The organism is Achromobacter pestifer (assembly GCF_902859625.1).
GTDB classification, from domain to species: Bacteria; Pseudomonadota; Gammaproteobacteria; order Burkholderiales; family Burkholderiaceae_B; genus Achromobacter; species Achromobacter pestifer.
Genome location: NZ_CADIJX010000005.1, coordinates 17,200 through 31,963, shown reverse-complemented (window position 1 = coordinate 31,963; position 14,764 = coordinate 17,200). Strand labels below are relative to the sequence as shown.

Annotated in this window: 10 protein-coding genes and 1 tRNA gene; 10 read left to right on the top strand and 1 reads right to left on the bottom strand. The window is 62.6% G+C overall.

Going from position 1 to position 14,764, the window contains the following annotated elements:
* Positions 1-2 precede the first annotated feature (2 nt).
* Together HV753_RS19345 and HV753_RS19340 are read left to right on the top strand one after the other, a co-directional pair.
* Positions 3-1,004, top strand: coding sequence for a CobW family GTP-binding protein (locus tag HV753_RS19345; protein ID WP_175176234.1), 1,002 nt, complete (start codon positions 3-5; stop codon positions 1,002-1,004).
* A gap of 118 nt (positions 1,005-1,122) precedes the next feature.
* Positions 1,123-2,034: a LysR family transcriptional regulator gene (locus tag HV753_RS19340; protein ID WP_175176233.1), complete on the top strand. Its 912-nt coding sequence runs from the start codon at positions 1,123-1,125 to the stop codon at positions 2,032-2,034.
* A gap of 658 nt (positions 2,035-2,692) precedes the next feature.
* Here HV753_RS19340 and HV753_RS19335 read toward each other — a convergent pair.
* Positions 2,693-2,769, bottom strand: a tRNA-Met gene (locus tag HV753_RS19335).
* Positions 2,770-2,831: 62 nt separating this feature from the next.
* On the opposite strand from HV753_RS19335, the gene scpB reads away from it, so the two are divergent.
* From scpB to typA, 8 genes are all read left to right on the top strand, one after another.
* Positions 2,832-4,016, top strand: a complete 1,185-nt coding sequence (gene scpB / locus HV753_RS19330; protein WP_175176232.1) for an SMC-Scp complex subunit ScpB — start codon at positions 2,832-2,834, stop codon at positions 4,014-4,016.
* Between the two features lie 35 nt (positions 4,017-4,051).
* Complete coding sequence (locus tag HV753_RS19325) at positions 4,052-5,884, top strand: pseudouridine synthase (protein ID WP_175176672.1); 1,833 nt, start codon at positions 4,052-4,054, stop codon at positions 5,882-5,884.
* 525 nt (positions 5,885-6,409) lie between these two features.
* Positions 6,410-6,913 carry a ribosome maturation factor RimP gene (rimP, locus tag HV753_RS19320; RefSeq protein WP_175176231.1) on the top strand — a complete coding sequence of 168 codons (504 nt, stop codon included), beginning with the start codon at positions 6,410-6,412 and terminating at the stop codon, positions 6,911-6,913.
* Positions 6,910-8,388: a transcription termination factor NusA gene (nusA, locus tag HV753_RS19315; protein WP_175176230.1), complete on the top strand. Its 1,479-nt coding sequence runs from the start codon at positions 6,910-6,912 to the stop codon at positions 8,386-8,388. The genes rimP and nusA overlap by 4 nt, the downstream gene beginning before the upstream one ends.
* A 95-nt stretch (positions 8,389-8,483) precedes the next feature.
* Positions 8,484-11,537 carry a translation initiation factor IF-2 gene (infB, locus tag HV753_RS19310; RefSeq protein WP_175176229.1) on the top strand — a complete coding sequence of 1,018 codons (3,054 nt, stop codon included), beginning with the start codon at positions 8,484-8,486 and terminating at the stop codon, positions 11,535-11,537.
* A 24-nt stretch (positions 11,538-11,561) separates the two neighbouring features.
* Complete coding sequence (gene rbfA, locus HV753_RS19305) at positions 11,562-11,963, top strand: 30S ribosome-binding factor RbfA (RefSeq protein ID WP_006218273.1); 402 nt, start codon at positions 11,562-11,564, stop codon at positions 11,961-11,963.
* A 38-nt stretch (positions 11,964-12,001) separates the two neighbouring features.
* The gene (gene truB / locus HV753_RS19300) at positions 12,002-12,754 is read left to right on the top strand and encodes a tRNA pseudouridine(55) synthase TruB (protein ID WP_175176228.1); all 753 of its coding nucleotides are present in this window, start codon (positions 12,002-12,004) and stop codon (positions 12,752-12,754) included.
* Positions 12,751-14,574 carry a translational GTPase TypA gene (typA, locus tag HV753_RS19295; RefSeq protein WP_175176227.1) on the top strand — a complete coding sequence of 608 codons (1,824 nt, stop codon included), beginning with the start codon at positions 12,751-12,753 and terminating at the stop codon, positions 14,572-14,574. The genes truB and typA overlap by 4 nt, the downstream gene beginning before the upstream one ends.
* Positions 14,575-14,764 lie beyond the last annotated feature (190 nt).

Sequence of the window (14,764 nt, the reverse complement as noted above, 5' to 3'; positions counted from 1 at the left end):
ACATGGACGAGGACAAGCGCATCGGCGTGACGGTGATTTCGGGGTTTCTGGGCAGCGGCAAGACCACGCTGCTCAACCGTCTGCTGCACGAGCCCGCGTATGCCGACGCGCTGGTCATTGTCAATGAGTACGGCGACATCGGCGTCGATCACCATTTGGTGCGGTTGGCGCCTGCCAACGTCGTGCTGATCGAGGGCGGCTGCCTGTGTTGTGTGGTCAGCGGGGTGGTGGTCGACACCCTGCGTGACCTTTTCATGCTGGCGCTCAGCCGCCGGATCAAGCCGTTCCGTCGCGTGCTGATCGAAACCAGCGGGCTTGCGGACCCTGCTTCGACGTTGTTCATGCTGAAGCACGATCGTTTCCTGGCCGAGCGCTACGCCTACCGCGGCGCGATCGTGGTGGTGGACGTGCGTCACGGTGAGGAGCAATTGGCGACGCAGCCTGAGGCATCCCGGCAATTGGCCTTGGCGGATGCCGTCGTGCTCACTAAGTCGGATCTGGCGGATGCGGCGCAATTGCGGCGGGTGGAGCAGGCGGTCATCTCCATCAATCCGGGCGCGCAGCGTTGCGTGCAACGTCAGGATTCGCCGTTGGCGGGCGTCTTGCGGGATGGGCCCGATGCGCTCGCGCGGCGCGATGGCGTGGCGCTGACGAACTGGCTACAGGCATTTGCGCAACCGGCGGCCGGCCACCACGCGCAGGTCGCCAGTTTTTCGCTGACCTTGTCGTCGCCGCTTGGGCGGGCCGCCTTTCTGGCGGGCGTGTCGCGCATTCAGGAGCGCTTCGGCCCGCATCTGTTGCGAATGAAGGGACTGGTGTGTTTCGAGGGCGAGGCGTTGCCGTGCGAGGTGCATGGCGTCCATGGCGAGCTCTATCCCCTGCGTTTGCTGTCGCAATGGCCGAGCGATGATCGCGCGTCGCATCTGGTCTATATCGTGCGCGGCCTGGATGCCGGGGTGGTGCGAGCCGCCGTCTGCGAGGCCTTGGGCCAGATGCCTGCCTGAGTGCGGTCTGGTCCTGCCCGGGCTGAGGGCGGCCGGGCCTTGTGTCGCTATTTGGGCACGGATGTTGCATGAAAATACGGTATAACCGGTACGGTCTGATGCAAAAATCGAGACAATCATGGATCGTCTGAAAGCCATGCAGGTGTTCGTGGAAGTCGCTGACAGGGGAAGCTTGTCGGCGGCGGCGGTCCATCTGGACATGTCGCGCGCAATGGTGTCGCGATATTTGGCCGAAATGGAGCAGTGGGTCGGGGTGCGCTTGTTGCATCGCACGACGCGCCGGCTCAGTCTGACGCCTGCCGGGGCGGAAACGCTGCCGCGATGCCGGCAGATGCTGGACATGGTGGGCGATCTGCGCAGCGCGGTCTCCACGCCGGAAGACACCCCGCGCGGCCAGTTGCGCATCACCACCAGTATGTCCTTCGGTTCGCGGCATCTGGCCAGCGCCGTGACCGACTACGTCAAGCAGCATCCGGGCACCTCGGTGGATCTGATGCTGGTCGAGCGCGCCGTGAATCTGGTGGAAGAGCGCGTGGATCTGGCGGTGCGCATCACCAATGATCTGGATCCCAACCTGATCGCCCGCAAATTGGCCGTCTGTCGCTCGGTGGTGTGTGCGTCGCCCGAATACCTGGCGCGTGAGGGGGTGCCAGCCCGCATCGAGGATCTATCCTTGCGCAACTGCCTGACACACTCCTATTTCGGCAAAAGTCTCTGGCGCTTCGAGCGCGAAGGTCTGCCAGTGGATGTGCCAGTCAGTGGAAACATCAGCGCCAATGAGGTTTCCGTGTTGCTGAGCGCGGCGGTGGAAGGGGCGGGCATTGCCATGTTGCCGACTTACTACGCCGCCGAATATGTGGCGGCCGGACGATTGAAAGCGATTCTGCCGCAGTGCAAACCCCAGGAATTGGGGATCTATGGCGTATACGCCTCGCGGCGCCAGATGCCGCTGATCCTGCGTTCGATGTTGGATTTTCTGGTGGAGCGGCTGGGTTCCGCGCCCTGGGACAAGCCTGTGGCGTCGTCCTGAGGCGCCGCGTTGCGGGCGGCCGAGCTTGAGGGCGGAAGTTATGGCGGTATAATTTGGGTGCGGCTTTCAGCGGGCCGGTCGTGTTTTGTTGGATCTTTCCGCTGGCAAGCCGTGATGCAGCATAATGTCCGCTAGCATCTAGTCTTCGAAAACATCTAAGAATCGTAAGTCTGGCCTGGGGTTGGCCACTGCATCGCGAAGCCGGTCTTCGCATGCACGGAAGGGGACACACGGTGTTCAGGGTGCGGCAGCTGGTCGCAATACCGAATCCGTTGTCTGATGATCCAGGTACTTGATACTGATCGCCGCAGGTAGAAGACGCCGGGATACCGGCGTAGCCCGCAGGCTTGTTGGCGTGTGATGCCAGCTTTTCCAGAATTTGCTTGAGGCGTCTGCCGCGATGGAAATCGGGGGCAGGCACATCGCCCTATCTTGATCGGCGCGGCCAGTTCGGCGCATGTCGTTGATGCATGCCCGCCATGGGCGTCCGCCGTTCAGGGCAATCAATACAGGAATTTTGTGAACTCTACGCAAACCAATGCCGTCTGTCGCGGACCCGCTGATGCGGTGGTTTTGCGCGCGCAGATTAATTCGTTTGCACAAAATCTTCAGGCACAAATGAAAAAGGCCTGGCGCATTCGCCAGGCCTTGATCAATTTGGTTGCGGGGGCAGGATTTGAACCTACGACCTTCGGGTTATGAGCCCGACGAGCTGCCAGACTGCTCCACCCCGCGTCTGAGAAAAGAATATTAACCTTATTTTCAACCTAGCGCAAGTTAGCCCTTTTTGAATTTGAATGTCGATGAACGATAGCGAGGCAATACTCGTGTTGGAAACCGCGCTTTTATGCGCGGTGCAGCCGATGCAACTGTCCGATATGCGCAAGCTATTCGGGGACGATGAACAATTCGACAACAGCAAGCTGCGCTCGCTGTTGGAGACATTGCAAAGCAATTGGGCCGATGGCGGCCTGGAGCTTGTGCAATTGGCTAGCGGATGGCGTTTCCAGAGCCGTCCGCACATGCAGCGCTACCTTGAGCGGTTAAGCCCTGAAAAGCCGCCCAAGTATTCGCGCGCCGTCATGGAGACGCTGGCGATCGTGGCGTGGCGCCAGCCGGTGACGCGCGGCGACATCGAGGATATCCGTGGAGTTACCGTGTCATCACAAATCGTGAAGGCACTGGAGGACCGGGGGTGGATCGAGGTCATCGGGCATCGCGATGCCCCGGGCCGTCCCGCCCTGTTTGGCACCACGCGCCACTTTTTGGACGATCTGGGCTTGCGGGCATTGGATGAGCTTCCGCCGCTGGAATCCGCACAGGCCGCCGCCGCGCTGGCTGGGCTGGACCTGGGCGAAGTGCAGCAGCTGACGGGCGAGGGCGCTGTCCCGGGCGATGCGCCGGCGGACGCCGCTGTCGAGGATGGTGCGGTGCCCGACGGTGAAATCGGTGTGCAGGGCGAAATCGTTGTTGATACGCCATCGGGCGGAGACGAAAATGACAATATCCCGGTTGCGGAATTGTCTGTTTCGGAACACGATGCACCCATAGCCCCGAGCGATAGCGTAGAATCCGTCGTTTCGCGCACAGAAGAAGGCGCGGATCCCGCAGACGAACCCACCGTCCGGGAGCAAGCCGAAGGCTTGTCCAATACGCTGACCCCGTCCGGTTTTCCCGACGAAGGGGCCGGCAATGACACTACCGATATAGCCGCCGACGTCACTGATGCCGGTGCTGCAAAGGAAAGTGTCGAGAACGCAAAACACGCGGAACCGACCGAACCGATTAACGAGACCGATCACGCAGCGCCTGGCGCCGCCGGGCATGAGCCCGCCATCGGTCTTGACGAACGTGTTCGGCCCGACCCCGATGCCGCCTCCGTGGCGTCGGGCGAGGCAGATCCGGAACGGCCTCGCGCCGACCGCGAGTCGGCGTCCCCTGATGATGACGAGCCTGCCCCTGGCAGGCCTACCCAAGTTTGAAATTCGGAGCTGTCCCAGTGACAACGAATACTGCAATGCAGGACGACAATCCCCGTTCGGATGACACCGTTTCCAACGATCAGCCGGGTTCCTCCGCCGCGCGTGAGCCGGCAGCCGAAGGCGAGGCCGGCGCCCGTGGGCGTGGGCGCAAGCTAAGGACGCCGTTCCGCCGCCGTCGTGGCGACGCTGCGGCCGAGCAGGCCCCGGCAACTGAGGGTCAGCCCGCAGCGGCTGCCGCCGTCGCCCCGGTCGAGTCGCCCGACTCCCGTGGCGGCGAGCAGGAAGCCGAGCAAGCGCTGTCGTACCTGGAGACGGCGGATCGCATGGAGCAGCGCCTGGGCAAGTACCTGAACAGCGATTCGGTCATGCCCAAGCTGCATAAGGTGCTGGCGGATGCCGGCGTCGGTTCGCGCCGCGAAATGGAAGAGCTGATCGTGGCCGGCCGCGTGTCGGTCAACGGCGAACCGGCCCATATTGGCCAGCGCGTGGCGCCGAACGATCAAGTCCGCGTCAATGGCAAGCCCATCATGCGCGTGAATACGAAGAAGCCGCCGCGCGTGATCCTGTATCACAAGCCGGCCGGTGAAATCGTCAGCCATGACGATCCGGGTGGCCGTGCCAGCGTCTTTGCGCGTTTGCCCAAGCTGCGCACCGGCAAATGGCTGTCGGTCGGCCGGTTGGACTTGAATACCGAGGGTTTGCTGATTTTCACGACCTCGGGCGACATGGCCAATCGCATCATGCATCCCCGTTATGGCACCGAGCGCGAGTACGCGGTTCGTGTGCTGGGTGAGATGGACGAGGCGCAACGCCAGTCCCTGGTTGATGGCATTGAGCTGGAAGACGGCCTGGCGGCATTTGGCGCGCTGGATTACCTCGGTGGCGACGGTAGCAACCGCTGGTACCGCGTGACCTTGCAGGAAGGCCGCAATCGTGAAGTCCGCCGCATGTTCGAGGCGGTTGGCGTCACCGTCAGCCGCCTGATCCGCACCCGTTTCGGTGATGTGGTGCTGCCTCGCACGTTGCGGCGCGGCCGCTGGGAAGAATTGGATGGTTCGCTGGTCACGGCGCTGATGGTCCAGTTGGGACTGTTGCGTGAAGACGACGAATCTGGCGGCAATCGCCGCCGCTCGAAACAGCCGCAATCGCATGACAGCGCGCTGCCTCCGGGATTCGGCACCATGGACCGCAACGGCATGAACGGTGCTCGCATCGGCCGTCGCGGCAAGCTGCAAGGCGGCCGTCAAGGTAGCGCGGGCCAGACTGCCGCGTGTCCGTCGGATCCTTTCGGCACGGGCCTGATGATCGCGGGCGGTTATGCCAATGGGCATCCGCTGGCGTCGGAAGGTGCGGGCGGTAATCGCAAAACCGGCAAGCCGGGTGGTGGCGCCCGTTCCGCGTCGGCGGGCGGTGGCGGTCGGCCAGGAGGCAAGCAGGGCGGCAAGCCGGGCGGTAAGCCTGCTGGCAAGCCGCGTGGTCCGCGTTCGGCGGCCGCCAATGGCCCCTCGGGCAACGTGGCCTCGGCGGATGCCGTGACGGGTAATGTGGCCGACGCGCCGATGGGCGGTGGCCGCAAGCCGTCTGGTCGCAAGCCTGGCGGTAACAAGCCGGCGGGTGCGGGCGGCGGTAATGGGCGTGCCGGCAAGCCGGCGGGTTCGGGCGGCCGTGGCGGCAACAAGGCTGAAGGTTCGCGCGCTGCCGGTAGCGGCGCGGGCAATAAGGGTCCGGGTGCGGGCGGCAAGCCGCGCGCACCGCGCAGTGCCAATGCGTCGTCTTCGCCGCGTGGCGATGACTGGCAGCCGCGGGGCGCTTCGGCGCACGAATCGCGCCTTGGCGTGATGGGCGGGCGTGGTCGCCAGGGGCGTTGATCGTTGCTGGGCGGCGCGCTGGCCGCGCCGCCGGGTCCGATATGTCCCATATAAACGTAAGCCCGTGACGAATCAGGCGTTTTTCCGGTTTATCTGGTAAAATCAATGGTTTTCATGGCTTCGCGTCATTGCTTTTTGCAGGCAATGGCGTTTGGCGATGATGCTTGGGCGGCTGCAAGTAGCCGTGGGCCGTGCGGCAAGAGTGGTTGCATCGTTGTGACTACGGTGCGGCGGCTACCGTGCAGCAAGCACAGCGCGGCAACCGCAGTAAGCGGGTTCGCCGCACACAAGCCAAGCGCAGTAGGCGGTAGGCAATAGCAGTTGGCATCGGATTTGCGCCAAGTGCCGTCGGGCCCGGATTGTCGGGTTGGGGCGGGACAGTGTGGGGGAAACCCGTGGCGCAAACCACAAATTAGGTCGCAATATAGGGCGCTGCCCAGCATTGCTCCTTACGTGTAGTAGGGAAGCGGCTGGGCTCTGCGCAATATCGGTGGGCTGGGCGTACAGCCCATTTTTTTTGAGTATATGGCTGATTTATTCGCATTGACCGAAGAGGCTCTGGCCGGCATGGACATCGAACTCGTAGACGTCGAGCGTGCCGCCCTGGGCCTTTTGCGCGTGACGATCGATCGGGTCGGCGGTGTGCGCATCGAAGACTGTGAGCAGGTGTCGCGCCAATTGTCGCGGGTGTTTGAAGTCGAGAACATCGACTACAAACGGTTGGAAGTCGGTTCGCCGGGCATTGACCGCCCGTTGCGCAACGAGGCCGAGTTCCGCCGTTTCGTGGGTGAGCACATCGAAATCAAGCTGCGCGAGGCATTAGACGGACGTAAAGTCTTCTCCGGCACGTTGGTCGTGCCTGAGGGCGACGCCGCTGCCTCGGACGCCGCTGCTGGCATGCACAAGACCGTGTTCGGTCTCGAATTTGAGGCAAAAAAGAACGAAGTCCAGGTTTTGAACTTCACGGTCGATGACATCGAACGTGCAAAACTGGATCCCGTTCTGGATTTCAAGGGCAAAAAGCGATGAGTCGCGAAATTCTTCTGTTGGTCGATGCCTTGGCGCGTGAAAAGAACGTCACGCGCGACGTCGTGTTCGGTGCACTGGAAAGTGCGCTGGCCTCGGCCATGAAAAAGCGCTTCAAGGATGATGCGGACATTCGTGTCGCCATCGATAGGGAAACTGGCGATCACGAGGGCTTCCGCCGTTGGCTGGTGGTGCCGGATGAAGCCGGGCTGCAAGAACCCGACAAGCAGGAAATGCTGTCGGATGCGGTGGAAATCGTCCCTGATATCCAGGAAGGCGAATACATCGAAGAGCCGCTCGAACCCATCGAATTCGGCCGTATCGGCGCGCAGGCGGCCAAGCAGGCCATTCTGCAAAAGATCCGTGATGCTGAACGCGAGCAGGTGCTGAACGACTTCCTGGACCGTGGCGAAACCATCGTGTCCGGTACGATCAAGCGCATGGACAAGGGCGATGCCATTGTCGAGACCGGCAAGATCGAAGCGCGCCTGCCGCGCTCCGAAATGATCCCGAAGGAAAACCTCCGGGTTGCCGATCGCGTTCGCGCCTTTGTGTTGCGTGTTGACCACGCCGCGCGCGGCCAGCAAGTGATCTTGTCGCGCACTTCGCCGGAGTTCATCCGCCAGTTGTTCGAGAACGAAGTTCCGGAAATCGAACAGGGCCTGTTGGAAATCAAGGCGGCTGCTCGTGATGCAGGCGTGCGTGCGAAGATTGCCGTGGTGGCATACGATAAGCGTATCGACCCCATTGGCACGTGTGTGGGCATGCGCGGTTCGCGTGTCACCGCAGTCCGCAACGAGCTGGGCGGTGAGCAGGTCGATATCGTGTTGTGGTCGGAAGACCCGGCGCAGTTTGTCATCGGCGCCCTGGCGCCGGCCAACGTCGAATCGATCGTCGTTGATGAAGACAAGCACGCGATGGACGTTGTCGTCGACGAAGAGAACCTGCCCAAGGCCATCGGTGCCAAGGGTCAGAACGTGCGCCTGGCGTCCGAACTGACTGGCTGGCAGATCAATATCATGACGCCGGAAGAAAGCCTGAACCGCCAGGAAGTTGAGCGGTCGGGTCTGCGCGCCACGTTCATGAGCAAGCTGGACGTTGATGAGGAAGTCGCTGACATCCTGATCGACGAAGGTTTCACCGGTATCGAGGAAATCGCTTACGTGCCCATGCAGGAACTGCTGGAAATCGAAGCGTTTGACGAAGACACCATCAATGAATTGCGTGCCCGTGCCCGCAATGCGCTGCTGACTGAGGCAATTGCCCAGGAAGAGCGCCTTGAGACCGCACAGGATTTGCTTGAACTCGAAGGCATGACGCAGGAACTGGCTGGCAAGCTGGCCGAGCGTCAAGTGCATACCCGTGATGATCTGGCCGAATTGGCAACGGACGAACTGGCGGAAATCGCCGGTTTGACCGAGCAGGAAGCCAGCGATCTCATCATGCGTGCCCGCGCCCATTGGTTCGACGAAGAATAACCAAAAGGACACGGGTCTGCGGTGGGTAGTGCTGGATGTATCCACCGCAAGTTCACGTTGTTTGTAATAGCTGCATATAGGGAAGAGAGAGCCTAATGTCGAGTAACACCGTCGCCCAGTTCGCTACCGAGCTGAAAATGCCTGCCAATGTGCTGCTGGATCAGCTGCGCTCGGCTGGTGTTGACCTCAAATCGGTTGACGATTCCGTCACCGACAGCGACAAGGCGAAATTGCTCGAATCGCTGCGTCGCGCCCACGGCGCGACCGAAGGCAAGAAGATCACCCTGACGCGCCGCCAGACGTCCGAGATCCGGCAGGCTGACGCCACCGGCCGCTCGCGCACGATTCAGGTTGAAGTGCGTAAGAAGCGCGTGTTCGTCAAGCGTGATCCCTCCGAAATCGCCCTGGAACAGGCCGCGTCCGCGCGCGCCGAAGATGAAGCCTCCGTCGAAGACGAGCAGCAGGTGTCCGCGCCGGCTGCCCCCGAGGCTCCTGCCGTGGTCGAGCCCCGCGAGGCCACTCCCGTTCAGGCAGAGGCTCCGGCCCCTGTCCAGGCGGAAGAGCCCGTTGCTGTAGAAGCGCCCGCGCCGGTTGAAGCGCCCGCGCCTGTTGAATCCGTCGCGGCCGAAGTGCCCGCCCCCGTCGAGGTGCAAGCCTCCGAAGTCCAGGCCCAGCCTGAACCGGAACCGACGCCGGCGCCTGCTCCTGCCGAGCCCGTGGCCGAAGAGGCCAAGCCCGAAGTTAAGACTGAATCCACCGAGCCCATGGCTGAAGAAGCCAAGCCGGAACCCGTTGTGCTAGCCAATAAGTCCGAAACATCTACCCCCCAGGCCAATGCGCCTATCGCCCAGGCTCAGCCTGCTGCGAAGTCCGAACCCGTCAAATCCGCCGCGAAGCCCGAGCCCGCCGCGCCTGCCGTCAAGGTAGGCAATCGTGCCGACAATCGCCGTGCCGGCCCGCCGCTTGCTGCCTCCGCTACGTCGGCTGGCCGCGATGAGGCCCGCCGTGCCGCCGAGGCCGAAGCTGCCGCGCTGCGCGAGATGCTGAACCGTCCCCGCAAGGTGCTGCGCGCTCCCGAACCGGAGGCGCCTGCTGCTGCCGCTGCCCCGATTTCGGGCACGCTGCACAAGCCTGCTGGCAAGCCGGGCGCCACGCCTGGCGCCAAGAAGGACGCCAAGCCCGCCGCGCCCGGTGCGAAAAAGACCATCAAGACCGCCGAAGTCGCTTCGACCTGGTCTGATGACGCATCGCGCAAGAAGCCCGCCGACAAGCCCGCAGCCCCGGCCAGCCGTGATGGCTGGCGCGCAGGCGGCAAGGGTGGTGGCAAGGGCGGCGGCCGTGGTGGCCGCAACCAGCAGAACGACCGCCGCAACGAGCCGGCACCGCAAGAATTCATCGCGCGTGAAGTTCACGTGCCGGAAACCATCAGCGTGGCCGACCTGGCCCACAAGATGTCCGTCAAGGCCGCCGAAGTCATCAAGCAATTGATGAAGCTGGGCCAGATGGTCACCATCAACCAGGTGCTGGACCAGGAGACGGCCATGATCGTGGTCGAGGAACTGGGTCACGTGGCGATCGCCGCCAAGCTGGATGATCCGGAAGCCTTCCTGGACGAAACCGCCACGGTTTCTGAAGCGGAGCAACTGCCGCGCGCACCGGTCGTGACCGTCATGGGCCACGTCGACCACGGCAAGACCTCGCTGCTGGACTATATCCGCCGCGCCAAGGTTGCCGCGGGCGAAGCCGGCGGCATTACGCAGCACATCGGCGCCTACCACGTTCAGACCGAGCGCGGCATGGTGACCTTCCTTGACACCCCGGGCCACGAGGCGTTCACCGCCATGCGTGCCCGCGGCGCCAAGGCGACCGATATCGTGATCCTGGTGGTTGCTTCGGACGACGGCGTGATGCCGCAGACCCGTGAAGCCATTCACCACGCCAAGGCTGCGGGCGTGCCCATGGTCGTGGCCGTGACCAAGATCGACAAGCCGTCCGCCAACCTGGACCGCGTGAAGCAGGAACTGGTTGCCGAACAAGTCGTGCCGGAAGAGTACGGTGGCGATGTGCCGTTTGTCGGCGTGTCGGCCAAGACCGGCGAGGGCATCGACACCCTGCTCGAAAACGTGCTGTTGCAAGCTGAAGTGCTGGAGCTGAAGGCTCCGGTCGAGGCCGCCGCCAAGGGTCTGGTCATCGAAGCCCGTCTGGACAAGGGCCGTGGCCCGGTCGCGACGATTCTGGTGCAGAGCGGCACGCTCAAGCGCGGCGACGTGGTGTTGGCCGGCGCAAGCTTTGGCCGCGTCCGTGCCATGCTGGACGAAAACGGCAAGCCGATTCAATCGGCCGGCCCGTCGATCCCGGTGGAAATCCAGGGTCTGACCGAAGTGCCCGCCGCCGGCGACGAGCTGATGGCGCTGTCCGACGAGCGCAAGGCGCGCGAAATCGCGCTGTTCCGCCAAGGCAAGTTCCGCGACGTCAAACTGGCCCGCCTGCATTCGGCCAAGCTGGAATCGATGTTCGACAACCTGGGCGAGGGCACGCAAACGCTTACCCTTATCGTCAAGACCGACGTGCAGGGTTCGCAGGAAGCGCTGGTGCAGTCGCTGGTCAAGCTGTCGACCGACGAAGTCCGTGTGCAAGTGGTGCACGCGGCCGTGGGCGGCATCTCGGAAACCGACATCAACCTGGCCATCGCCTCGAACGCAGTCGTGATCGGCTTCAACGTGCGTGCGGAAGCAAGCGCCAAGAAGCTGGCCGAGAACAACGGCATCGACGTCCGCTACTACAACATCATCTATGACGCCGTGGATGAAGTTAAGGCGGCCATGTCGGGCATGTTGGCACCCGAGAAGAAAGAAGAAATCATCGGCCTGGTCGAGATCCGTGAGGTCTACAGCATCTCGCGCCTCGGCAACATCGCGGGTTGCATGGTGCTTGATGGCATCGTGCGCCGTGACTCCCAGGTACGCCTGCTGCGCAACAACGTGGTTCATTGGTCGGGGCATCTGGAATCGCTGCGCCGCTTCAAGGACGACGTCAAGGAAGTCAAGTCGGGCTTCGATTGCGGTCTTACGCTGCGCGGCAACAATGACATCCAGGTGGGCGACCAACTGGAAGTCTTTGAAATCAAGGAAATCGCGCGTACGCTGTAAAGCGTCCGCGAGGCATTATTTCTAATGAGCCGTCACAAGTCCAAAGCCATCCCCGGTCGCAATTTGCGGCTGGCCGACCAGATCCAGAAGGATCTGGCCGAGATCATTCAGCGCGAGATCGATATGTCTCGCGCTGGACTGATCACGCTCTCTGGTGTGGAACTGTCGACCGACTACGCGCATGCCAAGGTGTGGTTCACGGTTTTGGGCGCTGAGCCCGAAGCCGCGACCGCCTTGCTGAACGAGAAGGCCGGTTGGCTGCATTCGCAGTTGTATAAGCTGCTGCACATTCACACTGTCCCCACTTTGCGCTTCTTCCACGACGAGCAAATCGCCCGTGGCATCGAAATGTCGATCCTTATCGACCGCGCAAATCGGCCTGGCCCCCACTCGGGCGTGCCCGACGAACCAGAAGACCAGTCCTGATCGGGCTGTCGTCACTGCTTTTCAACCGGATTCCGACGATGGCTAAACGACGCGGGCTTGCGCTCGACGGTGTGCTGTTGCTCGACAAACCCGTAGGTTTGTCGAGCAACCACGCCTTGCAACGCGCCAAACGTGCCATGGACGCGGCGAAAGCCGGTCACACGGGCACGTTGGATCCCTTCGCCACCGGCTTGCTGGTGTGCTGCATGGGACGCGCGACCAAAATTTCTGGCGCGATGCTTAACGCCGACAAGGCATATCGCGCTACGCTGCAATTTGGCACCGAGACCGATTCTGGCGATTTGACCGGCAATGTCGTGTCAACCGCTGAACCGGGCTTTGCCGTGGAAGAACAGGCGCTGCGCGACGCGCTGTCACGTTTCTCGGGCACGATCGAGCAGATTCCGCCGATGTACTCCGCGTTGAAGCGCGACGGCAAGCCGTTGTATGAGTACGCGCGCGCCGGCATCGAGCTGGAACGCGCACCGCGCCAGATCACGATTCACCGCATCGAGCTGCTGTCCCTGTCGGGGACGCAGGCAGAGATCGATGTGGCTTGCAGTAAAGGCACATACATCCGCACATTGGCCCAGGACATCGGGCGCGTGCTGGGCTGTTACGCCCACCTGACGGCGCTGCGGCGCACGCACGTCGGGCCTTTTTCTTTGGAACGCGCCGTTGCGCTGGAAGCCTTGCAGGCCATGCCAGACCCCAAGCAGGCATTGCTTGCACTGAACGAATTGCCGGAGGGCTTGCTGCCCTCCACCCTGACCTTAAAGGACTCGCTATGACTCGCGCCTTGCGCAACGTCGCCATCATCGCCCACGTGGACCACGGTAAAACAACCTTGGTCGACCAGCTGCTGCGCCAATCCGGCACCTTCCGCGAAAACCAGGCGCTGACCGAACGGGTCATGGACTCGAACGACCTGGAAAAAGAACGCGGCATCACGATTCTGGCCAAGAACTGTGCCGTTGAATACGAAGGCACGCACATCAACATCGTCGACACCCCGGGACACGCGGACTTCGGCGGTGAAGTCGAGCGCGTGCTGTCGATGGTTGACGGCGTGCTGCTGCTGGTGGACGCCGTTGAAGGCCCGATGCCGCAGACCATTTTTGTGACCCGCAAGGCACTGGCCCTGGGCCTGAAGCCGATCGTCGTGGTCAACAAGGTCGACCGTCCGGGCGCCCGTCCCGACTTCGTCATCAACGCCACGTTCGACCTGTTCGACAAGCTGGGCGCGACCGAAGAGCAGCTGGACTTCCCCGTGGTGTATGCCTCGGGCCTGTCCGGTTACGCCGGCCTGACCCCGGACGTGCGCGAAGGCAACATGCGCCCGCTGTTCGAGGCCATCCTGCAACACGTGCCGCAACGCGACGATGATCCCAATGGTCCGCTGCAAATGCAGATCATTTCGCTGGACTACAACAGCTACGTCGGCAAGATCGGCGTGGGCCGCATCAACCGTGGCCGCATGCGCCCCGGCATGGAAGTCGCTTACAGGTTCGGTCCTGATGGCCAAAACGGCCGCGGCCGCATCAACCAGGTCCAGAAGTTCCATGGCCTGGAGCGCGTGGTGGTGGAAGAAGCCGAAGCCGGTGACATCGTGCTGATCAACGGCATCGAAGAACTGGGCATTGGCTGCACCGTGACCGATCCGATCACGCAGGAAGCCCTGCCGATGCTGCGCATCGACGAGCCGACGCTGACCATGAACTTCATGGTGAACACGTCGCCGCTGGCCGGCCGCGAAGGCAAGTTCGTCACCAGCCGCCAATTGCGCGACCGCCTGGATCGCGAACTGAAGTCCAACGTGGCGCTGCGTGTGCGCGACACGGGCGATGACACGGTATTTGAAGTGTCGGGCCGTGGTGAATTGCACCTGACCATTCTGCTGGAAACGATGCGCCGTGAAGGTTACGAGCTGGCCGTGTCGCGTCCTCGCGTGGTGTTCAAGGACATCGATGGCGTGAAGTGCGAGCCGTTCGAATCGTTGACCGTCGACGTGGAAGACGCCCACCAGGGCGGCGTGATGGAAGAACTGGGCCGCCGCAAGGGCGATCTGCAGGACATGCAGCCGGACGGCCGTGGCCGCACCCGCCTGGAATACCTGATCCCCGCGCGTGGCCTGATCGGCTTCCAGAACGAGTTCCTGACGCTGACGCGCGGTACGGGTCTGGTCAGCCACATTTTCCACGAATATGCGCCCATCAAGGAAGGCTCGATCGGCGAGCGCCGCAATGGCGTGCTGATCAGCCAGGACCAGGGCGACGCCGTGGCCTACGCGCTGTGGAAGCTGCAAGATCGCGGCCGCATGTTCGTGAGCCCGGGTGATGCGCTGTACGAAGGCATGATCATCGGTATCCACAGCCGTGAAAACGACCTGGTCGTGAACCCGATCAAGGGCAAGCAGCTGACCAACGTGCGCGCCTCGGGCACCGACGAAGCCGTGCGCCTGGTTCCGCCGATCCAGATGTCGCTGGAATACGCCGTGGAATTCATCGACGACGACGAACTCGTGGAAATCACGCCGAAGTCGATCCGTCTGCGTAAGCGTTACCTGCTGGAAAACGAGCGCAAGCGCGCTGCACGCGAATCCGTCATCTAAGCGGAGCAGAGGGGCAAGGCCCCTCGCGTTGCGGTAGTACGCGCAAGATGCCAGGCATCAACGCGCGCGCGGCTTAGTCCGCTGAATAACCCCATGTTCTTACATGGGGTTATTTTTTTGCCTGCCCGGCCAGGCCATGGGCCGCCACATTCGTCGTGTCCCCGTTGCGCGAAGACGTTCGGCTTCCTGC